General features: G+C 62.9%; 26 protein-coding genes and 2 pseudogenes. 18 read left to right on the top strand and 10 right to left on the bottom strand.

Translation table 11 applies throughout. The features are described 5' to 3' along the window. Window positions 1–138: 138 nt before the first annotated feature. Complete coding sequence (gene msrA / locus BMW72_RS12110; protein WP_092110878.1) at window positions 139–663, bottom strand: peptide-methionine (S)-S-oxide reductase MsrA; 525 nt, start codon at window positions 661–663, stop codon at window positions 139–141. A 154-nt stretch (window positions 664–817) separates the two neighbouring features. On the opposite strand from msrA, the gene BMW72_RS12115 reads away from it, so the two are divergent. Together BMW72_RS12115 and BMW72_RS12120 are read left to right on the top strand one after the other, a co-directional pair. Beyond that, window positions 818–1,066, top strand: a complete 249-nt coding sequence (locus BMW72_RS12115; protein ID WP_134360365.1) for a hypothetical protein — start codon at window positions 818–820, stop codon at window positions 1,064–1,066. An 84-nt stretch (window positions 1,067–1,150) separates the two neighbouring features. After that, the gene (locus BMW72_RS12120; RefSeq protein WP_174721695.1) at window positions 1,151–1,912 is read left to right on the top strand and encodes a hypothetical protein; all 762 of its coding nucleotides are present in this window, start codon (window positions 1,151–1,153) and stop codon (window positions 1,910–1,912) included. 93 nt (window positions 1,913–2,005) lie between these two features. Here the strand turns inward: BMW72_RS12120 and nadE are convergent, their stop codons facing one another. After that, window positions 2,006–2,827, bottom strand: coding sequence for an ammonia-dependent NAD(+) synthetase (gene nadE, locus BMW72_RS12125; RefSeq protein WP_092110882.1), 822 nt, complete (start codon window positions 2,825–2,827; stop codon window positions 2,006–2,008). 285 nt (window positions 2,828–3,112) lie between these two features. Here nadE and BMW72_RS18765 point away from each other — a divergent pair, with 285 nt between their 5' ends. The 3 genes from BMW72_RS18765 (at window position 3,113) to BMW72_RS12135 (ending at window position 5,032) form a co-directional block, all read left to right on the top strand. Beyond that, complete coding sequence (locus BMW72_RS18765; protein ID WP_166787630.1) at window positions 3,113–3,859, top strand: DUF222 domain-containing protein; 747 nt, start codon at window positions 3,113–3,115, stop codon at window positions 3,857–3,859. Window positions 3,860–4,047: 188 nt separating this feature from the next. Then, the gene (locus BMW72_RS19290) at window positions 4,048–4,191 is read left to right on the top strand and encodes a hypothetical protein (RefSeq protein WP_244151243.1); all 144 of its coding nucleotides are present in this window, start codon (window positions 4,048–4,050) and stop codon (window positions 4,189–4,191) included. Between the two features lie 13 nt (window positions 4,192–4,204). Beyond that, the gene (locus BMW72_RS12135; RefSeq protein WP_092110886.1) at window positions 4,205–5,032 is read left to right on the top strand and encodes an SDR family NAD(P)-dependent oxidoreductase; all 828 of its coding nucleotides are present in this window, start codon (window positions 4,205–4,207) and stop codon (window positions 5,030–5,032) included. A 591-nt stretch (window positions 5,033–5,623) separates the two neighbouring features. Here BMW72_RS12135 and BMW72_RS12145 read toward each other — a convergent pair. Then, entirely contained in the window at window positions 5,624–5,971 is a 348-nt protein-coding gene (locus BMW72_RS12145) for a DUF3140 domain-containing protein (protein ID WP_092110890.1), read from the bottom strand. 205 nt (window positions 5,972–6,176) lie between these two features. On the opposite strand from BMW72_RS12145, the gene BMW72_RS12150 reads away from it, so the two are divergent. Continuing rightward, entirely contained in the window at window positions 6,177–6,392 is a 216-nt protein-coding gene (locus tag BMW72_RS12150; RefSeq protein ID WP_092110892.1) for a hypervirulence associated TUDOR domain-containing protein, read from the top strand. Between the two features lie 239 nt (window positions 6,393–6,631). Here BMW72_RS12150 and BMW72_RS18770 read toward each other — a convergent pair whose 3' ends face one another. Further along, window positions 6,632–8,149 (bottom strand): TrwC relaxase, encoded by a 1,518-nt coding sequence (locus tag BMW72_RS18770; protein ID WP_092110894.1) that lies wholly within the window; start codon window positions 8,147–8,149, stop codon window positions 6,632–6,634. Between the two features lie 250 nt (window positions 8,150–8,399). Between BMW72_RS18770 and BMW72_RS12160 the strand changes: the two genes are divergently transcribed. Then, window positions 8,400–8,942, top strand: coding sequence for a hypothetical protein (locus tag BMW72_RS12160; protein WP_092110896.1), 543 nt, complete (start codon window positions 8,400–8,402; stop codon window positions 8,940–8,942). 206 nt (window positions 8,943–9,148) lie between these two features. On the opposite strand, the gene BMW72_RS19585 is transcribed toward BMW72_RS12160, so the two are convergent. Beyond that, window positions 9,149–9,709 (bottom strand): relaxase domain-containing protein, encoded by a 561-nt coding sequence (locus BMW72_RS19585; RefSeq protein WP_338419415.1) that lies wholly within the window; start codon window positions 9,707–9,709, stop codon window positions 9,149–9,151. Window positions 9,710–9,809: 100 nt separating this feature from the next. On the opposite strand from BMW72_RS19585, the pseudogene BMW72_RS12170 reads away from it, so the two are divergent. Then, window positions 9,810–10,948: pseudogene (locus tag BMW72_RS12170) on the top strand (SCO6880 family protein); the annotation flags it as partial. A 15-nt stretch (window positions 10,949–10,963) separates the two neighbouring features. On the opposite strand, the gene BMW72_RS12175 reads toward BMW72_RS12170, so the two are convergent. The 3 genes from BMW72_RS12175 to BMW72_RS12185 form a co-directional block, all read right to left on the bottom strand. After that, window positions 10,964–11,575 carry an RES family NAD+ phosphorylase gene (locus tag BMW72_RS12175; protein ID WP_092110898.1) on the bottom strand — a complete coding sequence of 204 codons (612 nt, stop codon included), beginning with the start codon at window positions 11,573–11,575 and terminating at the stop codon, window positions 10,964–10,966. Continuing rightward, the gene (locus BMW72_RS12180) at window positions 11,569–12,378 is read right to left on the bottom strand and encodes a hypothetical protein (RefSeq protein WP_134360369.1); all 810 of its coding nucleotides are present in this window, start codon (window positions 12,376–12,378) and stop codon (window positions 11,569–11,571) included. Before BMW72_RS12180 ends, BMW72_RS12175 begins: the two co-directional genes overlap by 7 nt. A gap of 67 nt (window positions 12,379–12,445) precedes the next feature. Then, window positions 12,446–12,772, bottom strand: a complete 327-nt coding sequence (locus BMW72_RS12185; RefSeq protein WP_092110902.1) for a hypothetical protein — start codon at window positions 12,770–12,772, stop codon at window positions 12,446–12,448. Between the two features lie 120 nt (window positions 12,773–12,892). Between BMW72_RS12185 and BMW72_RS12190 the strand changes: the two are divergent. The 7 genes and pseudogenes from BMW72_RS12190 to BMW72_RS19705 all read left to right on the top strand — a co-directional run. Then, a pseudogene (locus BMW72_RS12190) lies at window positions 12,893–13,108 on the top strand (ATP-binding protein); the annotation flags it as partial. A gap of 328 nt (window positions 13,109–13,436) precedes the next feature. After that, window positions 13,437–13,583: a hypothetical protein gene (locus tag BMW72_RS18775; RefSeq protein WP_166787629.1), complete on the top strand. Its 147-nt coding sequence runs from the start codon at window positions 13,437–13,439 to the stop codon at window positions 13,581–13,583. 24 nt (window positions 13,584–13,607) lie between these two features. Then, a complete protein-coding gene (locus BMW72_RS12195) occupies window positions 13,608–13,931 on the top strand; it encodes a hypothetical protein (RefSeq protein ID WP_134450279.1) in 324 nt (107 codons plus the stop codon). A 119-nt stretch (window positions 13,932–14,050) separates the two neighbouring features. Beyond that, window positions 14,051–14,500, top strand: coding sequence for a single-stranded DNA-binding protein (locus BMW72_RS12200; RefSeq protein WP_092110906.1), 450 nt, complete (start codon window positions 14,051–14,053; stop codon window positions 14,498–14,500). A gap of 7 nt (window positions 14,501–14,507) precedes the next feature. Next, a complete protein-coding gene (locus tag BMW72_RS12205) occupies window positions 14,508–15,074 on the top strand; it encodes a hypothetical protein (protein ID WP_092110908.1) in 567 nt (188 codons plus the stop codon). A gap of 828 nt (window positions 15,075–15,902) precedes the next feature. After that, on the top strand, window positions 15,903–16,985 hold the full coding sequence (locus BMW72_RS12210; protein WP_134450278.1) for a trypsin-like serine peptidase: 1,083 nt from the start codon (window positions 15,903–15,905) through the stop codon (window positions 16,983–16,985). A gap of 560 nt (window positions 16,986–17,545) precedes the next feature. Continuing rightward, complete coding sequence (locus BMW72_RS19705) at window positions 17,546–17,827, top strand: DUF4913 domain-containing protein (RefSeq protein ID WP_370448706.1); 282 nt, start codon at window positions 17,546–17,548, stop codon at window positions 17,825–17,827. 60 nt (window positions 17,828–17,887) lie between these two features. Here the strand turns inward: BMW72_RS19705 and BMW72_RS19710 are convergent, their stop codons facing one another. Continuing rightward, a complete protein-coding gene (locus tag BMW72_RS19710; RefSeq protein ID WP_370448707.1) occupies window positions 17,888–18,067 on the bottom strand; it encodes a hypothetical protein in 180 nt (59 codons plus the stop codon). Between the two features lie 4 nt (window positions 18,068–18,071). Here BMW72_RS19710 and BMW72_RS12225 point away from each other — a divergent pair, with 4 nt between their 5' ends. After that, window positions 18,072–18,413, top strand: a complete 342-nt coding sequence (locus BMW72_RS12225; protein WP_241983747.1) for a hypothetical protein — start codon at window positions 18,072–18,074, stop codon at window positions 18,411–18,413. Between the two features lie 44 nt (window positions 18,414–18,457). Here the strand turns inward: BMW72_RS12225 and BMW72_RS12230 are convergent, their stop codons facing one another. Beyond that, a complete protein-coding gene (locus BMW72_RS12230; protein ID WP_092110916.1) occupies window positions 18,458–19,177 on the bottom strand; it encodes a nucleotidyltransferase domain-containing protein in 720 nt (239 codons plus the stop codon). A 224-nt stretch (window positions 19,178–19,401) separates the two neighbouring features. Between BMW72_RS12230 and BMW72_RS12235 the strand changes: the two genes are divergently transcribed. Both BMW72_RS12235 and BMW72_RS19715 read left to right on the top strand, forming a co-directional pair. After that, a complete protein-coding gene (locus tag BMW72_RS12235) occupies window positions 19,402–19,911 on the top strand; it encodes a hypothetical protein (protein ID WP_092110918.1) in 510 nt (169 codons plus the stop codon). A gap of 291 nt (window positions 19,912–20,202) precedes the next feature. Next, a partial coding sequence (locus BMW72_RS19715) for a helix-turn-helix domain-containing protein (protein WP_425266249.1) occupies window positions 20,203–20,502 on the top strand: 300 nt, incomplete at its 3' end.

Below are 20,502 nucleotides of genomic sequence, written 5' to 3' on the forward strand. Positions count from 1 at the left end.
ACCCGGGAACGACAACTCGTGCCAGTCTTCGTCGTTCCCAGGTCGCACACTGCGAGTGTGCCGCCCGCAGTAATCTCTTGGTGCGGGCGGCGGGGAATCGGTGGAGAATCCTCCCCGCTAGCGGCTGGGGAGGAGGAACTAGCCGACGAGGTATTCGGAGTACGACTTGCGAATCTTGTTGACCTTCGGCACCGCGACCGCCATGCAGTAGCCCTGACCGGGGTTCTTGTTGAAGAAGTCCTGGTGGTAGTCCTCGGCCTCGTGATAGTCGCCGAGCGGTTCGATCGTGGTCGTGATGCCGGAGCCCCACCATTCGCTCGCCCGATCACGAGCCGTTTCGAACAGTTGCTTCTGCTCATCGTCGGTGTAGAACATGGCCGACCGGTACTGGGTACCCACGTCATTGCCCTGGCGGTTGAGCTGAGTCGGATCGTGCAGCGTGAAGAACACGTCAAGAATGACGCTGGCCGGAATGACCTCGGGGTCGAAGGTCACGGCGACGGCTTCGGCATGGCCGGTGCGCCCGGTGCAGACCGCTTCGTAGCTCGGAGTGGCGGTGGTGCCGCCGGTATACCCGGACACCACGTCACTCACTCCGCGTAAGACCCGATAGACAGCATCGAGACACCAGAAACATCCACCCGCGACCACAAAAGTTTGCACCCGATCAGCCTAACTCGTCGGTCGCTCTGCACCCAGTTGGAACCGGTGTTCCCGCCGCCTGTTCGCCCAAAGCGGATGTCGGTGGTCCCCCATACGCTGAGTGAAAGACCCGCGGCCGGCCAGGTGACCAGTGATTCCCAACGAAGGAGCTCGAATGTCCACTCTCAGTGCACCGCGTACCGCTCGCGCAGGAGTTCCCGTGGTCCGTGGCCGCTCCTTTATCCTCGTTCGCGACGGGCTCTGGCGCATTGTCGACCCCGACGGCGCTGTCATCGGCTACATCGAATGTCACCCGGGGGGCGACGGCGATCGCTACAGCGCTCGCCGAGTGGTCTTCGCGACCCGCACCCGTGAGGTTGGTGTGTTCTGGCGCTTCGACGACGCGGTCGACTGTTTTCGCTAGCCGTCACCTATTTGATGCATTTGGGTGGGGGCACGCCGCGTCTGGTCCCCGAGAACGGGGTGCGGCGCGGATAAAATCCACCACATGGAATGGTGGAATAGCTTCGTAGCCTGGTTTGCCGCTGAAAGCACCCGACCGCTGGTTTTCACCGCGGTCGTGTTCGTCGGCGCGATCGTCATTGCCAGCGTGCTGGCCGCGTTGATCTCGCGCGGAGCCGTCAGACGCATCCTCACCCAGCGAGACCGCGAGATCAAGGTGGCAGCGATCGCTGCCCTGGTCGACGCTGCGACCGAGGCATCCGTCTGGAATTCGTTGACACCGCAGGAACAGGTCATGAGCGATCGCGCCGTCGGCCAGGCTGACATCCAGGTGCGGTTGTTGCCGATCCGCGGATCGGGAATCGCTGCGAACTGGGCCAACCACGAACTGTATGAACTCAAGCGCACCTCCGCCACCTTCGGCTACCAACTGGAGCCGGCCCTGGTGGAGTTTCGTGACCGCTTGGTCGAATGGCAGAACAAGCCGGCCCGCGCGCGCAAGATCTTTCAGGGCGACCTGGACCGGTGGAAGGCTCAGAACTCCTCGACCGAGAAGAGCCTGCTGGCCGAGCAGGACGCCTGGGTGGCCCAGCAGCATCACGACCAGTACACGGCGAGCGATTCCGCTCCGGTACCGGTGCGGGCTGCACCGATCACCCCCGCGGCGGTGAACCGTGGGGTGGCATCCGCTTCACCGGTATCGTCCGATGCCTCAACGGAAACGCAACGACTGCTCGACGACGTGAACAAACTCGAGGTGCGCAGCACCGACCCGCTGACCCGATCCTCGGCGGCACCGACGCTCTGAGCGTCGATAACATCGGCATCGAGCCGGTCGGCGCTTCTGCGCTGACCGGCTCGTTTTTTATGCCCGGTGGGGAGCTGCTTTCGCCACTCGTCGCTACTTCCACCACTCGTCGAAGAGGGAGGCCGGCACCCGCCGCTTGTGCTCGGTGTTGAGGTAGCGCGCTTCGATGGCGTCGGCCACTTCGTCTTCGACCGGCTGTCCCTCGAGAAAATCGTCGATGTGCTCGTACTGCAGCCCGAGGTTGGCCTCGTCGGTCTGGCCGGGTGTGTGGTCGAGCAGGTCGGCGGTGGGATCTTTCAGGTAGAGCTGCTCGGGCGCGCCCAGCTCCATCAGCAGGGCTCGGCCCTGGCGCTTGGTCAAGCCGGTCAGCGGCAGAATGTCTGTGCCGCCGTCGCCGTACTTGGTGAAGAATCCGGTCACCGCTTCGGCGGCATGGTCGGTGCCGACCACGAGCAGACCGAGCTGGCCGGCCAAAGCATACTGGGCGATCATGCGCGAGCGGGCTTTGACGTTGCCCTTGGTGAAGTCGGTCATAGCCACATCGAGGCTCGCCAGAAATTCGCTCTCGAACCCGTCCACGGCCAGTTCGATGTTGAAGGTGGCTTGCGAGGGCGGGCGGATGAATTCCAACGCGAGTTGGGCATCCGCTTCGTCGCGCTGCACGGCGTAGGGCAGGCGCACGGCCACGAAGGTGGCCGGGTGCCCCTCGTCAACGAGTTCGTCGACCGCCATCGCACACAACCGGCCGGCGAGGGTCGAGTCCTGGCCTCCGCTGATGCCCAGGACCAGGCCTTGGGCGCCGGTGCGCTTGAGGTAGTCCTTGAGGAATTTCACCCGGCGGCGCACCTCCGCGGCCGGTTCGATGGTGGGTGAGACGTTGAGTTCCGCGATGATTCGCGCCTGGAGTTCTCGCATAGTTGAATCTACCAACCCTCGAGAAGTCGTGCTGCCTGGTTGTTGTCCAACTGTTGAAGCAACCCGTCACCGACTCTGGCAGTCAGAAGAAACATCTGAATTCGTGTCATTGTGATCATGAGATTCCCTCGCGCTTAGGGGTGGTGTGCGGTAGAATTATGGGTGAAGGAAGCACCGCCGCCATGCCCCTCACCGCCCCGCCCGCCGCAGCCGGTCCCGTGCCGGAGGGTTCCCGGGTTGAGGCGGTCGCTCAGGCCGGCGCCCTTCTGGCGGCGGCGTTTGACGGTGACCTTTGGGTACTTCGACGATGCGGAGGCCATCGCGGTGCTGGCGGCACTCGAGGGTCTCCGTCGTAAGCTCGATGGGGCCAGACTACGTTCCACCACCGACATCGGGGTTCGGGCCGAGACCGACCTCGGGAACGGGTCGCTGGCCTTTTGTAACGGATGCCGCACCCGGGTCGAGTTCATCGCCCAGCTCGCCGGCATCAGTGGCCGTGAAGCCAAACGGCACCTGAAGCTGGGTGAGAGCACGGTGGAACGCACCCCGATGGGGCTGCCGGTAGCCGCCCGGTACCCGGTGATCGCCGATGCGCTCGGCAGCGGCGAGCTCGGCCTCGAATCGGCGGAGATCATCGCGACGACCCTCACCGCGCTGCACGGCACGGTGCTGCAGAGCGACCTCGACCACGTCGAACGTGCCCTCGTCGCCTCCGCGACCGGAGCGATCACGCCGGAGACTGCCGGGCTGCCGGGCTGCCGGGGGCGGGCATCCGCTTCGCACCCGACCTGCTGCGCGCGCAGGCCCTGGAATGGCAGGGGCGGCTCGACCCCGACGGCACCGCCCCGAGCGGGCACGCCCCACTTGAGACCGCGCCGAGTATTGATGGCGTCGGTCACGATGTTGGTCGGCATAAGCCGGCGCAAGAAGCAGCAGCTGCGGGCCGTGGCGGCCAGGATGAATTCGAACATGGCGCGGCCTCTCAAATATTGTCCTCGCCACGAGCGATGGCGCGCAATATCGGTGACCTGAGAAAATTCCAAATCAGATCAACCACAGACGAAAGCACCGAAAATGCGTTCCAAAAGCGGATGCTCGCGCACCGCCCTGCGGTCCTCGCAGGCAATAATCGGCAACGGCGACACTCCCACACCCGCACAATGTTGCGCAGAACGGATACTGACCGCCGTGGCGGCCGTTTCGCCAATACAAAGGACGAAATGAAAGCCACTGTCCAGACCCGCGGTGGCACTCAGCGGATGCCCAGCCGGGAATTCCTCCTGTCGATCATGGTTCTCCTTAAGACGCGTCAGGATCGGCGAGCGTCAGTGCCCGCTGGAGAAACCGACGCCGGCCTCAACTGAAAGAAGATCAAACATGGACATCAACAATCTCGATCTCACAGATCGACGCGGAATCATCACGGGGGCGGGTCAAGGCATCGGTCGCGCAATCGCCCTCGAATTTGGTCGACGCGGTGGCCACCTGCTGCTTGTCGGCCGCCAACTGGCCACGCTCACTGAAACCGGTCGACTCGTCGCCGCCGCAGGCGGAACGACCGAGATCCTGGTGGAAGACCTGACCAAGCCTGGTGCCGTCGAGCGCATCGCACACACCGTCGCTTCCTGGAAAACCGTTGACCTCCTCGTCAATAATGCCGGCAATGTGCGCGCGGGTCGGCTCGAGCTCACCAGCGATGCGGATGTTCACTCGATGATTGATCTGAACCTCACGGCCCCGATCCTGTTGACAAAAGCACTGCTCCCTGCACTTCGCGAAAGCGGTCAGCAACGCGGAAGTATCCTCCTAAACGTCTCCAGCGGGATAGCACTTGTTGGAATGCCGTTCTATTCGATCTATGCTGCAACAAAGTCAGGCTTGGCCCAATTCGGCGAGTCGCTTCGCCGGGAATTGACCGGAACGGGTGTGCACGTCGCGACCGTGTACCCCGGCGCGACCGACACTGACATGATGAGGTCGCAGAATGCCGGCGCCGAACTCGGCTGGGGACGCCGCAGTCTGGCCGACGTCATCACCGATCTGATTACGGCCCTGCAGGCCGGCGAACATGAAATCAACACCGCGCCGGAAGGCCGCCGTGCCATGCAAGACCTCAACCGCACTGACCCGATGGCAGTGGATGCCGCCCTCGCGCCCGGTCTGGAGAACCTCGAACTCGCTGTCCGGGACCACCGCAGCATTTAGGAGTCCGCGCGCTCCGGCCTGCCTCCGGCAGCCGCCCTGCGAGCTCGCTCATCGTGCGCACAGGAGTGCTTAGACGAGCCGCCACCTGTCTGTGTGTGGCGGGCTCGTCTGCCCGAATGAGCCAAGCAACAACGCAGTACCTGCCGTCTCCATAGACACCCGCAGTACCTGATCCGCCGCACTTTTCGACAGGTTGATGCCCGCCGGGGTCGATCCGGTGAACGACAGTTAGCGAAGCCGGGCGTCCGTGATCAGCGGCCCGGTCACAGCGCCAGCGCTCGTAGTCTGCACCACGCTGAGAACGTCGGCCGGTATCCCACGCTCCTGAAGCACCTGGTCAAAAAAACAGCGCGCTGAGCGGGGTGAGAGTGGCTTGCCCATCCCGAGCGTCATCAGCAGTGCAAAGTCATAGACCCCGACGCTCACTGCTTCGAACGCGCCCAAAGCCCGACTGTGATCGCGCCTCAATGAAGCAGGCCTGTTGGCGGCGCGTGTTGCGGCGGAACTTTTCGTGCAACGTGGGGCGCCATCCGGAACTTAGTCGCGCATTCGGCTGCCTGTACCGGTGTGTTCGCCCGCGGCAGCGCAAAGCTAAACCTTCTTCAGCGGATCATTTCCCCAGTTCATCAACGAGTAGCGCCAGCGCGAGTGCTCGACATCGGAATCCGGTTTCTGTGCCGAATGTCGCTTGACGTAGCCGACCACCTTATGCATGTGTTCGATATCGGACGCGGTCAGATCTCCTCTATTTGTTCCAAGAATCGTGACGATCCTGCGTCCGGACCGATGGCCGGTGGATTCCCCGCTACCATCGTCTTTCTGTCCGACCTCTTTGGATTCGTCTGTGTCGAGCCACGACGAGATCTCACTGGCGGTCATCGTGACCGCGTTTTTCCAGTCGTCCCAGATCGCATCAACATCGTTCGCTTTAGCTGCCATAACTCAATCATCGTGGTGAAGCTTCACCTCGACAAGGGCGTGTGTTGGCTTAGTGGGGTGATCCGAACTTTTACGAAAGGGCTCGGTCACAAGAAGCACTCTTGGCCCTACGAACATTCGAATTGCGCGCATCGGCCGAACTGGCGGCGAGCTGATAGTTGACTTCCCACTAGTACCTGGACACAGCCGTCCGTAGGCTGCGAGCATGAAAGTTTTCAGCACAGGTGACCGAGTGAGTTGGGCGACGTCTCAGGGGCGAACTCAGGGGGAAGTCGTCGACAAGAAGACGAGCGACTTTGACTTCGCGGGCACAACGTTTCACGCCTCGAAAGATGACCCTAAATATATCGTGAAGTCCGAGAAGACGGATGCGGAAGCCGCCCACAAGGCCAGTGCCCTGCGCAAGCTGTCGCCACGATAGGGCAACTGCTATTCGAACAAATAGGCACTTCTATCCGGCTGCCGGTACCTTCGGTTTGCACTGGATGAAGGGCGGGGGCGGGGCTGGCCGGAGCGAACCCGATCCAGGAGTTTGACCTAAGTCCTGAACCGTTTGGCTACTAACGACGGCTCGCAGACCAGCGGCACGCTTCCGCGAGCTCGTCCAGCGATTTCCGAGCGGGCTTTCGGCCGACCTGGCTAGAATGTCCTCAAAGCATTTCAGAGACGGATGCCCGCGGATGGGAGTCCCGCGGCGATAGCCGGTAACAGTGCATCGAAGGTGTCATCTCCTTTTGCGAGCCGCTGCGCTGCCGCAAGCGCGGCATGAGCGCGGGCGGCATGAGCGCGGGCGGCATGAGCGCGGTCGGCATGAGCGCGGTCGGCATGAGCGCGGTCGGCATGAGCGCGGTCGGCATCGAGCTTCTGGGCCGTCGAATCCGGAACTGCCCCAAGCGGCCGAACACCGGTGATGCCGTAGCGGTCTCGGTAGGCCGCGACGGCGCATCCGTTTTGGTGCCACGCGACTGCGGCCGCCCCGCGGGGCGCGGGGCCGAGCGCCCGAGTCCACGGCTCCCCCGCGAGCAACGCCTGGTCGAGCACAGCGGCCGCTCGCGACTCGATCAGGTCGGCGCGCTCGGCCAGCGCCTGGTGCATGGCAGCGTCCATCGGCCCGATCGCGCGCGGGATCAGCCCTGCGACGAGACGCGGCGCACGGCGCGTGCGACCGGCTCCGGTATCCCGCGACTCGACCGCCGCGACCCTTGACCGCAGTACCGCAGCGATGTCTTGCGCATCCTCGAACCCGCGCGCCGCGACCACGCGTGGCAGCAGGCTCGCCACGTCGACATAGTGGGCCTCCGCCCGCCTTAGCTCTGCAGTCAGCGGCCCGAAGGCATCGGAATTGATCACGTCCAAGGCCTGGCCCGGCGACAGACCACTCGCACGCACCAGCGCGGCCCACCGGTCGTGCTGCGCAGCCGCCGCGAGGGTCTCGTACTCCGCCGCGAGTTGCGCCACTGAGCCCCACGCATCCTGCTCGGCCGCCAGAGTTTCGTGGGCGGACAGCTCGGCGCCGACGTGCTGCAAAATGCCACAGAGGATGCTGCGCGCCGTCGCGTCCGCCACGTCACCCGGCCGCGGCCCGACGTGGGCAATGTCGGGGCGGTCGACGGCGACGTAGGCGGTGTTCGCTTCCCGTCCCCGCGTCATCGCAACGTACAGGTTCTCGCGCGGCATGCTCGGCGCCACGACGACGTGCGCGGTATCGGTCGTGAGGCCCTGCGCCCGGTGCGAGGTGACCGCGTAGCCCAGGTCGACGTGCTGAGCGAGGTACGACGCGGGCAGCAGCACCGCGCTCCCCCACCGCCGACCCTGCCGCTGCACCTCGACCGAACCGTTCCGATGCACGCCGATCACGTTCCACCGGTCGCCGTTCCGCACCCAGCCGCGCGACGCAAACAGTCGCCGATCGTTCCGACGGGTGATGACCATGTCACCGACGGCGGCGCGGGTTCCGTCGTGCAGGGCGACCTCGTACAGCGCGTTGACGCGACCCTCCAGAATCAGTTCGGTGCGAGCGCGCACGTTCAGCGCCGCGACCGCCTCGTTCGAGTCGCTGATCAGCACGGTCAACTTGCCCGAGCGGATGTCCGCACGCCACGCCTCGTAGGCAGCATCCGCCATCGCCTCGGTGCTGCCATCGCGCAGGCGATCGTGTCCGGCATACCGGTCAATCACGTCGGGGTTGCCTTGGCGCAGTTTGAGGGACGCGGTCTTCTACCACTCGTGCAGGAAGAGGTGCACGTCAATGAGTTTGTCCGAAAAAGTGGTCGGCGTTCAACAGGAGGCGTACTGTCACCATGTGCTGGTGCCGCCGCTCAAATCGTTGAGTTTACGAAGGGCTTGACGCCATCTAAGTGACGGTCAATACTAACGGCATTGGCAGAACCCCGACCCACTTCGTCGGGCTCAGCAAGGAGAAGTTCGCATGCGGAAGCGATTCGCTGTCGGAACGGTCACGATTTCCGTGGTGCTTGCACTCTTACTCTCGGGATGTGTAGGCAGCAGGATCGTATCCACCGGCGCGGATGATGCTGCTCGAGCAGCGGCGAACCTGATTCACAGGGGCGCGGACGCTGGGGCGCGGGGCGCGGCCGCGGTCCTGCTCCACACCGGAGTCGACGATGCGGCCGCCTTTCGGAGCGCGGCGAACGCGGCAGTTGATGACGCCGTTCAGGCTCCTCGCTGGACTAAGTTCAAATCGCAATTCGCCGCGAAGGTAGCAATGACGCGCGAAAGCCCGTTGTGCGAGCCGGCAATCGATCTGGTCTTCGCAAAAGATTCCGAGGATGTAATCGATGCGTTGTACGGGCTCGCTGGGGAGGCGGATGCCCGAGGTGACGGGCAGGAGCTCTATAACGACACGCTCGACTTGATTGAGATCTGGGAGAATTACGACCCAGCAGAACCCGACAAAACATATCTCACGGTCAGTACGGCCCTATTTCAAGACTTCTACTGCGTTGACTAAGGTGCATCGGCTCAACACTCGCTCGGGTCACTAACCCGCCCGAGCCGGGCACGCCCCACTTGAGACCGGAGAGTGCGAATCGAATCGAACACGATGTTTGGTCCGCCCAAGCGCAGCAAGGAGTGGTGAACGCGGGCGGTCAAGGTCCAAGTGAGCTCAAACCTGCGGCAGCCTTTCAGGTGCTGCCTCGTATCAAGCGATGGCGCTCAATACGGCAAGGTGGGACTGATATCGACTGCCCAGTCGACGCGCTGGTCAAGTAGAACGTCCACGCCGTCTCCGGGGACCTGCCATTCCGTGAACAGCGCATCGGTCCTGCGTGGCTCTTGCGAGGAACGATGTCGTCGGTCTCGACCTCTTCCTGCGTACGCTCGCTCAAATGGCTCGTACGAGCCAGTGTTGTTGCGAGACCTCTGGGCCGGACTGTTCAATAGGGTGAGGGTTTCGAGGCTCGCATTGAGCGCGTCCACAGCCTCACGCGGCAGGTCCTCCGCGCGGAGCAACACCGGAGGCGACTGGGCGACGGTCAACAGACCGTGCCGGAGCACGCGTGTAGCTCGTTCTCGCCACGCCGCCGTGAGATCTGCCAGCGAGTGCACCTGCTTCGCCGGCCGCGTGGCGAGCGTGGCCTGCGCGCGCAGCCTCATGATCGTCACCGGCCTCGGCCGCCGCCTGTGACTGGTCACGTACTCCTCGATCAACCGATCCGTCTCGACATCGATGTGCCGAGACCGGGTCGAGAATTCCGCAACGAGCGCCTCCGGCACGCCGGCCAGAGCCCAGGCCGGATGGCGTTAACGCCCCCGCCCGCGCCTCTCCCGCTGCACGCCGAGCGATCGCGTGAGTTCGTTGGCAAACAGGGATTCGCGCCCGGTGGGAACCCTGTCGCGGCCGGGCGATGCGGCCGCCCTGCGCGAGTGGGACGATCCCGAGTCGGGCGCGGTGATGATCCACGACCCGCACGCGCAAACCCTCACCGCGATCGTCGCGGTGTCGCACCCGGCGTTCGCGCTGCTCGACCCGGACGAACAGCATCGACGCGTGGTCGGGTGGGACCGTGTCTTGGCCGGGGCCTGCCGGTCGGGCCGGATCGCGCGTCTGCAGGTGTCGGAGCGCACGCTGCCCGATTCTGGTACCGGGCTGGCCGAGTGGTGGGAGCGGCATGGCATCAACGACGGTAGTTGGGCCGCCACCACCTATCGCGATCTCATCGAGCGCGCCGGGCCCACTAAGGAGCACCATGCGACGACGACAGCGGTGTCCCTCGACCTGAGCGCGGCCTCCCGACAGGTGCGCACGCAGGGCGGCGGTATGCGCGGCGCAGCGACTGTGCTGCGCCAGGAAATGACCGCCCTGACCGGGGCGCTACGCGCGGCGGACCTCACGGTCGGTGACTGGCCGACCGCCGACGAGCTCGCGGTGATTCTGCGAACGGCATACGACCCCGCCGTCGGCGTCGATCTGGTGCGGCATCCGTTGGTTGGGCGGTCGCTGGCCACGGCCGGGCCGGTCGCGGTTGCCGAGGGCTGGGATCACCTGCGCACCGATAGCGCGTTTCATGCGGTGTTGTGGATCAGTGAGTGGCCCAGGTCGCAGGTGTTCACCGGTTTTCTGTCGCCGCTGGTCTTCAGCAACGGCATCCTGGGCACCGTGTCGCTGCACTACCTGCCCGTGCGCGCCGACCAGGCCGCGCGCGACCTGCGCACGAAGAAGACCGAGCTGATCAGCGACGCCCTCCAACGAACCCGCATCGACCAGATAGAGGATGCCTCCGCCACCGCCGAATACGACGACCTCCTGCACCAGGAGGCCGACCTCACGGCCGGGCACGGCGTGCTGCGCACGACAGGACTGGTGTGCGTGACCGCGGGCACTGTTGATGAGCTCGATGCCGCCGTCGCGTCGATCGAACAGGCCGCGATTCAGGCCTCGTGCGAGACCGACTCGTGGGGCAGCAGGCGCAGGCGTTCACTGCTGCGGTGCTGCCGTTGTGTCGAAGGGTGTGAGGAGTGCACTCGCCCTTAGAGGATTAGGACTTCTACTTGCAATGGCGCGCAGTAGTCGGTGAGCCAATCGCGATCTTCGGCGAAGGCGAAGGCACGCCCGTAGTCTGATTGAATATTTAAGTCGGATTGATTTACTCGGTCACCGAAAAGGGTGTACACCCGGTCGCTGTTGCAGCGCCGACTCATATAGACCACCCCATCGAACCCGGCGATGTGCGCAGCCTCCGCCCACTTCACGGTTTCCGGATACCGATCTGCTTCGGTCTCCGTCACTTCGCTAGCGGGCACACCAAGCCGTCGGAAGCTGGTTCCGAGGAAGGCTGCGAGTCGAAGCCGCCGGGTAAGGATTAGCTTTGAGGCGACGCTCGACTGGTAACTGCGTGGGCGGAGAACCCCGCCTGAAAATGGGACGCTGTGGAGGAGCGTTTCGCAGATGGCAGCGTCCTCGGTCGCTGCCGCGTAAAGGATAGGGACTATTGGGTCACCAAAAAACGCGAAGCGTGTAGGAGCACCGAGTCCGGGGTTGAATTCGTTGGCTGCGCGGGTGTTGCTGTGCACCCGGTACAGCGGCGATCCGCCAGGTAGAAATATGGTTGCTGCAGTAAAGGGTGTCGGTGGTGCTACCACTGAACAGTCGCTTCATCCCGCGCTCTAGTCAGAATCTCCTCGGTCGCATCTAAGTTGTCGGCTGGTCGTCCGCCGCCGTAGTAGCCCGACGGGGAACTCAGCCAAATGGTCAGATCTTCCACGTTCCATGTGAGTTCCTCCGCCAGCGCCAAGAGGAGAGGAATTGCCGGTTTGATCCGGTGAGTTCGAGCGTTGAATTGGAACCCAGGGTAGACGTAGGAGTTTCGACGTTGAACTCCCAAGAGTTGCCCCTTGGCACGGAGGTTGGAGGCGTAGGCCCTGTTAGCGTTCTTGGCGCCGAGGAGGGCAGCGACCTCGGTACTGGTGAGGAGTTTGTACCTCTCTTCGACCTCTCGCCACACATTCTCTGTCGCCTGGAGGGCACGGGCGGTGGACGGTGTTGCCGCCGTGTCCAGCTTCGTTAGAGCCGGGCCTAACGCTTGGACGCTAAGCCGGGTATTCACCAGGTCCCGAATCAAGTGCTGTGCTTGCTGGCGACTGAGGCCCGGTATCAAGGCGAGGAGCTGAGCGGCGACCGAGTCGAGTGATTTTGGATCACCCAGTGCTGGCGTCTGCGCGTTAGCGGCTAAAGGTGCTCTAACCTGCCGGGCTTTCACGCCACGAACATTATCAATCTGAATAACACGCACGACCTTGGTGCCGCGCATCTTTCGGCCACCGGCATGGGCATGCGTGAATGTCGTCGCCTGACTTTTGTTCTTAGCCTTCACAACGTTCACCGCATCCGAGGTTTGGACTTTCTTTGCTCGGGCTGCACGCACGATCCTGTCTTTAGTGCTCACAGTCGCCTCCGTTACTTACATCAGAGTCTAGCGTCAGTTCTGTCAGATATGGCTGTGGGTTTCACGTTTATGGGCGCCTTGAGACGACCGTACTCTTGAGTGCTACTTCGATCTGTTGCTGGGTCGGAGCTCCGGCCACGCCGTTCGGGGTGAGATAGATCCGGCAGGCGAGATCGCTGGTGCGGCCCTCCGTGGAGAAGAGATCGACTCCGTCGACGAGGATCGTCGGCGATCCGGCGAAGAGAAGACTCGCGGCCGTCTCAGCGGAATCGATCAGTATGGACTTGATGGGCGTGTTCGACGGCATGGTGTTGCTGACCGCGCGTTGCAGGCGATGAAGGGTTTCTCCCGAGTTCGGGCAGTCTGCGACGTGGAGAATCTCGATTGTCGCCATGGGTTTCTTCCTCTGCACGGGACCGTCGAGATCCAAATCTTCAGACGGGTACGACGCCTCGTAGCCCAATTGTGCCACCGGAGTCCCCCGCCACGTAGTCCACTGCGCACCTCCAAGACGAACCGGCTCAACCCGCTCGACGAGGGCCACCGGGCAGCATCCGCTTCAGACGAAGAGTGGTCGGCCCAGCTGGCCGCCCGGCGCCGCGACCTGATCGGCGCCCTCGCCGAAACCGTGCTCGATCGTCCCCTCAGCCCGCTCGAGCACACGGCCATCGACCTCGCGCTGGCCGATGCCGTGCGCAGCGCCGAGGTACCGATCCTGCCGATGGTGGTCTCAGCGACGCGAAGTGACGCGCGTCTTTTCGATCTGCGAGTGTTCAAGCGGATGCTCGCCACTGCCTGAATCAGACTGTCTTAGCTATTCGAAAAATCGTCAGTCCAGAAGAGCACAGACGCAACGACTGGGCGGATACCGCCCGGTCGCACCAAGAACACGGGGACCTTCGGCCCTACCTGTTGCAACCCATCGCCCGTAGCGTCGACATGCACCTCGTCCTGAGCTGGCTACCCCGCCCGCGACACAACCACAGAGGATCTCGATGACCGTTCTACAGCCTGCTCCCAACGTCACACAGGTTGACCGAGCCGACAGGTCCACACCTGTGACATCTGTATGGCGTGTGTTACTCCTGATCCTCTCCGGGTTCTGCATCGTTTCGGCGATCGCTGGATTTATCGCGCTCGGGCCGGGCGGCGCCCCGGGCTGGCCGCTCGAATTCCTCGAGGGCAGCCCCTTCGACAGCTACTGATGGCCCGCGACCATTCTTCTTGTCGTGGTCGGCGGAACTCAATCCGTCGCTTTTGTGCTCCTGTTACTTCGCCGCGCTTCGGCGCCCCTCTGGGCCGCGATCGCAGGCTTTGCCATGGTGATCTGGATCATCGCGGAACAGCTGCTCTTTTATGTGCCGGATGTGAGCGGCGAATGGATCGCACTGCCCATCCTCCAGATCGTCTATTCCGCGGTCGGTCTGGCGGAGCTCGGCTGTGTGCTCGCACTCCTCGGAGTCTTCAACCGCGAACACACCCATGCGGTCATCGCCCGTCGAGCGGCCGGGCCGCAGGAATTATCAGTGCAGCTACCGGTGACGGCGGTCTGATCGTCCTCAGCGGAGCTCGGCTTCATTGCCGAGACAACGCGACAGAAAGGTACGTGCGGCGCATCTCCTAGTGAGCGCGGACCACGACGGTCTGCCCCAATCACAGGAGGCACAGTCCCATGGCACTTCACACCCAGCATTCACTGTCCGGCTTTATCGCATCAGAGCCGCAGCAATCCATAACCGAGAACGGCGACACCCGCTTCTACGTGCGCGTCGGCCAGCCGCACTTCCGCCACGAATACAACGGCAGCTTCACCGCGCTCAAGCCGACGTTCCACGACCTTGTCGCCTACCGAGCCACCGCCGAACGGGCGCTCACCCGATTCGCGAGAGGCGACAGCTTTGTCGCTGCAGGGTATGTGCGAACCTTCCAGGTCGAGCGCGACGGCGAATTCATTCAACGCGAAGAGTTCGTCGCCAAGAAGATCGGCCACGATCTCGCGGGCACCAACTATCAGGTCACTAGAACCAATCGCCCGGCTCCGGGCAGCGAACAAGACGCTGCCGCAACGCGGGAGGCAATCGTCAGCGAGACGGAAGCTGCTCACGCCAGCTCGGGGTGGTGAAGCAGCGATGGCAAAGTCCTTGATCGAGTGGGCATCCGGTGAACACGACGACGCGTTCGGAGCAAGCTCGTTGGATGATCTTGACGGGCCGCTCACTGCGGAGCCGCCGCATCCGATCAATTGGAACCTGCTCAGCGCCGACGACGCCGAGGCCAAATGGATCGAACTCAACCGGTGGGTGAACTGGCTGCGGCGCACCTACGGGCTGCCAACATCCGTCGTACCGCCGTTCTGGCATCGACACCCCGAACTCGTCTGGGAACTCTCCGCGCTGCACCTGCACTGGCTCGGCGTCTACGACCCCGACCAACACGGCTCCGCCCCACTCGGCTGGCACCGTGACTTCGCGGATGCCCGCCAGCGCCTCCGCGACTGGGTCGCGATCTCAGGGACGCGGCTGGAGCGGGATCGGCCTACTCGGCAGACTCCGTGGCCCGGCGAGCCGCAGTCCGACGCCGTCGAAGACGTGGTCATCGGCGATCGCGATGAGGACTTCGTGCTGTTCGTCGTCGACGATGTCGTGCGTCGCCGCGATGCCGAGGCAGCGTTCAACTCTCGCGCTGAATCTCGTTGATATCGCCAAGCCTTGGCTCTTGCGAAGGGCGTAAATGGACCAACTGCGCTGTCCCAGTTGACGCACCTGAGCGCGACTGTTTAAAGGGCGGGGCAAACGCGACACCCTCGGGCTCGTGACCCGCAGAACCCTGTATCCGTGCGGACGTGCCCGCTCAGCGTCCGCCTTACGGGCGCACCTCCCTCTGGCGGGTGGAAGACGTAGATCATAGTGTGAGGCTATGGGCGAAGAGGCGATTGTCAGAGTGGTGTTATTCGTGGTCACGGTTGGCAGTGGCGTTCTGATGCTGTGGATCGCGCAGGCTGCAGCCAGCGGACGCCTCGGACGCAATCAGCTCGCTGGCTCGCTACGTTAACGCAGCAACACTCAGGAGCGGGAAACAACACAGAGATACTGGATGTGACCCAGCTGACCCGCACGGTGACAATGAATTGCACTCAGGGGGACGCAACCTTTCTGCGCCGCAGAGGGACTCGCGAACTACCGCTCCTGAGACGACCCGCAGACGCTGTTTCCCTCTCCATATATTTCGCTCCGGAATGATCGTTACCCCTCCTCCGAAGAGTTCATCAACTGGACCCGAGGTGCGGTTGACAGTTACCCAGATCGTCGGCCTCTGGCGGTTTATGCGCCAACTCTGACGGGCATACTCATCAGTGGGGCACGATCCCGGTCGTTGAAAACCGGGAATTCGCGGCCCAAGAGCGCTGGCCGATCATGGTCGGCGGCATTGCCGAGGGGGAGCCACGGTGTGAATAACGCATAAATTCTCTCGGTATTCATGCCCGCTCTTTCGAGTATCCGATATACCCAGGAAGGCAATTCCGAATGTTCCAGCAAAAACAACGTGGACGCTCCGGCCACATTGCCTCTTCGCACAACACCACCCTGAAACGCCGTGCACGGTATTCCATGGGAATCGGCGGTGCCCTTGGTGCCGTCCTTCTGACGGTGATCACGATCGCTCCGGCGAACGCAAGCGCGGGCGCAGCTGACGATGATGCTCTGAGTACGTCGATCAACGCCCCGCTCGCCGCAGCCCGGAACGCCGCAGGCGACAGTCTCGACCCAGCCGGCTTCTGGACCGAGGAGAAGCTTCAGAGTGCCATACCGCTCGACCTGTTGCCGGACACGACAGGCAGCGACCGGCGCAGCGAACCTCCCGCCGAAAGTGACGAGTCCTCGGACGAGGGAGTCACTCTGTCCGATCCCGTCGCACCGCTCCAGTCATCCGAGATCACGCCGTTCGCCGATCCAGTCGCCTCTACGGTGGGCCGCTTGTTCTTCAACACTCCGAACGGTCCCAGCTCGTGCACGGCTTCCACAATCAACAACGCCAATAAGAATTTGTTGATCACCGCTGGCCACTGCGTCCATCAAGGCGGCGGTGGCGCATGGTACTCCAACTTCCTATTCGCCCCTTCGTACTACGATGGGCCCTCAGCTCAGGGCTATTGGAGTTGGAGTAACGCCCGAACCTTTAACTCCTGGATGGACAGTTCGGATTTCACCCACGATCAGGCGTTCATCGCCGTTTACCCGAACAACGGGACCCAGATCGTCGACGCGGTCGGCGGCAATGGTCTTGTCACTGGTGCCGGGCCGGTTCAGAGCAATGTGCGGGTATGGGGCTACCCGGCTGATCCTCCGTTCACCGGCGAGATTCCTTACTACTGTGACGGTAACACCACTGCGGTCGCGTTTAGTTCGGACGCAAGCTTCCCCTGCGGCATGAATGGTGGGGCGAGCGGTGGGCCCTGGTTGAAGGATCGTATCAACGTGAATCTGGGCTATACATGGGCGATCACATCGCGATGCCAGACAACGCCGGGGACTACGGACTGCGCGCTGACCAATCTGCGCTCCACGCCGAACACACGCGACGTTGTTACCATGTTCAACCTGATGTAGGGAGACGCAGTGTGCGGATGGAATTACGTGGACGCGATTGGCGACTGACATGACGAAAAGCATCATCGCATGCCTCGCGATTCTGGGCATCATGTTCTTGACCGCGTGCGGTGGGCGCGCGCCCAGTTCGACGCCTTCACCGACTGACGGTTCCGGCTCTCGAGAGATCACGGTGCCGACTGATGAACCGCCGACGAAGGAGTTCTGGACAGACGAGCGGCTCCGCAGCGCGACCCCGATGCCGATGCCGCCGGCCAAGTAGTCAACGCCTCGGGCGATGCCCAGCCTCACCGATAATGCGTGGGGGTGCGTTCTGAATATCTCAGAACCCCCGCTACCTTGTTTGTAACTTCGGATGGTGTGAGTATCTGAGGGAGTTGGCCTGTCGGGTCCGGCATGATTGTTGCCCCCAGTCGTTGATGATCCGGGGGGGGTGTTGTCACCGGACTCGATTGGCGTCGGGTGATCGCTGACAGGGCTCGACTAGGCGTAAAGCCGAGGTCGTTTGTAACGTGGATGCCGAGACTTGACGCCGTAGACCAGGCCTCGAATACAAGTGGATGGGAGCAGTCATGATCGAAAACTATGACAGCGTCGACGTGTTCGTCGGTGTCGACGTTGGCAACGTCGAGCACCACGCCGTCGCCCTGAATAGGACCGGCAAGGGTTCAATGTCGTCCTGGTGGATCAACCTCTGGGACCGCCACGCCGCAGTGATCTTCGACAAAAGCACCGGCCCCTTCCTCGACTGCGACCCCGCCGAGGGGCACCTTCATCGCCGCAAAGACAAGTTCCCAACGATCATTTTTTCGACAAAACCACCCGATAATGTGGAGCTTTAGGGGAACCTGACCGAGCTTGCCGGCCTGATGTGTCATAGAGGATCAGTTCCGCACGAGCAATCACGGTGTGGCATCGGCAGGTGCGAGCCTCAGAAGAACGCGACCTCGTAGCCCGGACATGGCATCGAGCAATTCAGCTGGATCCTCGCAATCAAAGATTCCATACTCAAGGCGGTCGAATGAGCTCTCCGGAGGCCGTACCGTGTCCCCAACGTCCGCCATGACATAGCTGCGCGTCAAACCGGTGACTGCGTTCCAGCCGGAGACGTCTATCTGCGCGACGACGCCCTCCCTGATGCCGATGACTGTCTTGGTCGAGAGCTACTGGCGGGAGATCAGCGGTGGTCTTACCGAGCACGGCATACCGATCCACCATTTCGTCCTCCACGCCGACCAAGCAACGCTCCGCGACCGCATACAAAACGACAAAGACCTCGGCCCCTCGACGTTCCGCTTCGCGTACTTGGAGCCATACGCCGAGGCAGCTCATACCTGGCTACACAAAGAAGCCGAGGTCATCGACACCACACACATCACAGCGGACCAAGCCGCGCAGCAGATCGCGGATTCAGTGCTTGATCACTGAGAACGCGGGACATCCGGCATCCTTGATGCCCGGTGAAGGATCGCTTACCCAACCTCGCGGGAGCCCCGAGTATGCCCTTCCTGCAACGGTCCGCCGACGCTTTCGAGGACCTCATGCGCGATGCGGCAGAGCTCCTCAGATGATCGTGGAACTGACTCCGCCCACTGAACGAGGCGCTTCGCAGCCGGATCTTGAAGATTCCCGAGGCGTCGCACCAGCCACTTGCCGCCCCCAAGCCAGCTGCGGTTGGCGAAGAGCAGCAGCTCCCCAGCGCGCGTGTAGACGTCCGCGATGATGGCGAACTCCTCTCCGGGATCCGGGCGTCCCTGAAGATCATCGATGGCTGCCGTGAGCCCGTATCGCAGGTCGGCTTGCTGTGTCGCGCCGATCGGCTCCGGGCCTGCGGCCATCACCCCTAGCGCACGGGCCTGCAGCAGCGACGTTGCGACGTTGTCAACCAGTGGGATGCCGCCAGCCCACATATCCAAGGCGACGGGCCGGCGCTGCTTCGCCTCCAAGGCGAACCACTCATCGATGCCCTCGGGGCCGTAGACAAACGATTCGACCAGCCAGCCGTCGTGTCTGAGCGTTTCTGCGAAGCTCGCCGGACGGTCGTCGTAGTAGACCACGATGTCGAGATCAGAAGTTCTGGTCCCGCGGCCGCGCGCGATGCTGCCGGCTAAAGCGGACGCTGCCGCCTCGGGGTGTACCTTCCTGACGAATGCTTGAGCCGATTTGAGGGCCCCGTCCAGTGCCGAAGTCATGCCTTGAGCATAGGGCGACACCAACGAGCGCCGCTGGGTCGAACCGTGAATGCGCCCGTTCACGGATCCCTGCGGACAATGCCCCGCAGGGGGTTCGGCTAACGGGTTGCCCAATGCCGAAGGCACTCCGATGGCGGGAATGCCCCCTGCGGGCGACTTTGCCCGTACCCTGAGCCGGTCGGTAGGCTACAAGCGAGGCCGCTGCTGGCTGATCGGGGGGTCAAATGTCGTTGTCGCTTCAGCCCGAAGGTGTGCAGGAGGCAGACGCGTTGCCGGTGCGTCCGGTCGTTGCGCGCATCCGGCGCCTAATTGTGCTCGCCATGTTCGCTGCGCTTGGGTACAGCGCCTTTACTGTGGCTAGCAAAGGTTACTGCCCAGGTGGCGTGAATGCTGATGGCACATTTATCGATGCAGCCGGAAACGTTACCGAGCTGTCGCCGAGCTGCATTAACCTAACGCTCCAACCGAGTGTCTTTATCTATATCGGGATCTTCGCGATCGTGATCGGAGCGCTTACCTTCGTACTCCGCCGGGCAAGCGATGTTCCCGCCGCGTTGCGTTACCTCAATCGCGGCGCTTTGACGGTCGTGGTCCTCGCTGTCGCATCGGTCGCGATTAGCCAGATTTGGTTTGCGATGATTCCCATTACCGATTGGAATGGCGCGGGCACATTCTTCTACCCGTTCCCATTTGGTTCAGTCGATCTCACTATCACTCCGATGCAGACTCAATAACTTTGAGAACGTGATGGGGCCAAGGGCATCGCTTGCCCCAGTTGAAGTGCACCCTGCCGCGTAGCACCCCCCTGCGCGCAACCTCAACCTCCGGGAAGCAAACTGAGTGAGGTTCGTCGACATGCTCCAGGCATATTCTCCGGCCGGCCAGGGGTCTCGCAACCCATCTGTCTCACATCGCCAGCGAAGTAAGACGACGCGAGTCCCGGAGTCCCGGAGTGCCGGGTGCCCGTAAGCCGTTGGCGGATTCAACCGGTCGTCGCAACACTCGATTTTTGTGAGGTGTTGTACGTGTGGTTGAAGAATGAGTTCGTTAAGAAACAGGCGCGGTTTTGGGTGTTGATGACTCAAGGCTCGACGCTGACTGCTGCGTGCGATGCTGTCGGGGTGAATCGACGAACTGGACGGCGTTGGCGTCAAGCAGCGGGTGGGCGGATCCCTCGTCCTGAGGCAGAGAAGTCTGGGCGGTACTTGTCCCTGGAGGAACGACTGCAGATCGCGGACTTGCACCTAGGTGGCACGGGCGTGCGGGCGATCGCTGCTCTGGTGGGCCGGTCTGCTGCCACGATCAGTCGAGAGCTGGCTCGAGGC

It is taken from the genome of Cryobacterium luteum (genome assembly GCF_900110125.1).
GTDB classification, from domain to species: domain Bacteria; phylum Actinomycetota; class Actinomycetes; order Actinomycetales; family Microbacteriaceae; genus Cryobacterium; species Cryobacterium luteum.

What these genes read in the sequence shown, in the direction of transcription:
- BMW72_RS19705 (WP_370448706.1), top strand. Translation starts at nt 17,546, where the DNA reads ATGGGAGCAGTCATGATCGAAAACTATGACAGCGTCGACGTGTTCGTC.
- BMW72_RS12150 (WP_092110892.1), top strand. Translation starts at nt 6,177, where the DNA reads ATGAAAGTTTTCAGCACAGGTGACCGAGTGAGTTGGGCGACGTCTCAG.
- BMW72_RS12135 (WP_092110886.1), top strand. Translation starts at nt 4,205, where the DNA reads ATGGACATCAACAATCTCGATCTCACAGATCGACGCGGAATCATCACG.
- BMW72_RS12145 (WP_092110890.1), bottom strand. Translation starts at nt 5,971, where the DNA reads ATGGCAGCTAAAGCGAACGATGTTGATGCGATCTGGGACGACTGGAAA.
- nadE (WP_092110882.1), bottom strand. Translation starts at nt 2,827, where the DNA reads ATGCGAGAACTCCAGGCGCGAATCATCGCGGAACTCAACGTCTCACCC.
- BMW72_RS12185 (WP_092110902.1), bottom strand. Translation starts at nt 12,772, where the DNA reads ATGGCGACAATCGAGATTCTCCACGTCGCAGACTGCCCGAACTCGGGA.
- BMW72_RS12120 (WP_174721695.1), top strand. Translation starts at nt 1,151, where the DNA reads ATGGAATGGTGGAATAGCTTCGTAGCCTGGTTTGCCGCTGAAAGCACC.
- BMW72_RS12115 (WP_134360365.1), top strand. Translation starts at nt 818, where the DNA reads ATGTCCACTCTCAGTGCACCGCGTACCGCTCGCGCAGGAGTTCCCGTG.
- BMW72_RS12205 (WP_092110908.1), top strand. Translation starts at nt 14,508, where the DNA reads ATGGCAAAGTCCTTGATCGAGTGGGCATCCGGTGAACACGACGACGCG.
- BMW72_RS12160 (WP_092110896.1), top strand. Translation starts at nt 8,400, where the DNA reads ATGCGGAAGCGATTCGCTGTCGGAACGGTCACGATTTCCGTGGTGCTT.
- BMW72_RS12235 (WP_092110918.1), top strand. Translation starts at nt 19,402, where the DNA reads ATGTCGTTGTCGCTTCAGCCCGAAGGTGTGCAGGAGGCAGACGCGTTG.
- BMW72_RS19290 (WP_244151243.1), top strand. Translation starts at nt 4,048, where the DNA reads ATGAAAGCCACTGTCCAGACCCGCGGTGGCACTCAGCGGATGCCCAGC.
- BMW72_RS12210 (WP_134450278.1), top strand. Translation starts at nt 15,903, where the DNA reads ATGTTCCAGCAAAAACAACGTGGACGCTCCGGCCACATTGCCTCTTCG.
- BMW72_RS12200 (WP_092110906.1), top strand. Translation starts at nt 14,051, where the DNA reads ATGGCACTTCACACCCAGCATTCACTGTCCGGCTTTATCGCATCAGAG.
- BMW72_RS12230 (WP_092110916.1), bottom strand. Translation starts at nt 19,177, where the DNA reads ATGACTTCGGCACTGGACGGGGCCCTCAAATCGGCTCAAGCATTCGTC.